This window comes from Mesorhizobium sp. M8A.F.Ca.ET.165.01.1.1, from assembly GCF_004792065.1.
Lineage (GTDB): Bacteria > Pseudomonadota > Alphaproteobacteria > Rhizobiales > Rhizobiaceae > Mesorhizobium.
Map to the genome: position 1 here is coordinate 1 of NZ_SRTH01000137.1, position 344 is coordinate 344.

The 344-nt window shown below is 66.3% G+C and carries 1 pseudogene; it reads right to left on the reverse strand.

Annotated features, from left to right (window positions below):
- Nucleotides 1–344 (reverse strand): annotated as a pseudogene (locus EN808_RS35440) (aminomethyltransferase family protein); the annotation flags it as partial.

Consider the following 344-nt stretch of genomic DNA (forward strand, 5'->3'; position numbering starts at 1 on the left):
TTGAGCGGCACGGTGAAGCCGATGCCCGCCTCGAACGGGTCGGTCTGATCAGAGAAGTCATAGCCGGCGAAGGTCAATCCGGCCTCGATCCGAACCATATCGAGGGCGGCCAGGCCCATGGGCGTCAATCCGTGTGCTGGCCCCTCGGCCCAGATAGCGTCGAAGACGTCGCCCGCGTGCCTGGGGTGGCACCAGACCTCGTAGCCCAGCTCGCCCGTGTAGCCGGTCCGCGACAGCACGACAGGTAGGCCCTGGTCATCACCGATGCGGCCAACGGCGAAACGGAACCAGCCGAGTTCGGCGACCGACGGCTGATGCGGCGGCGTCCAGATCACCTTCTTCAG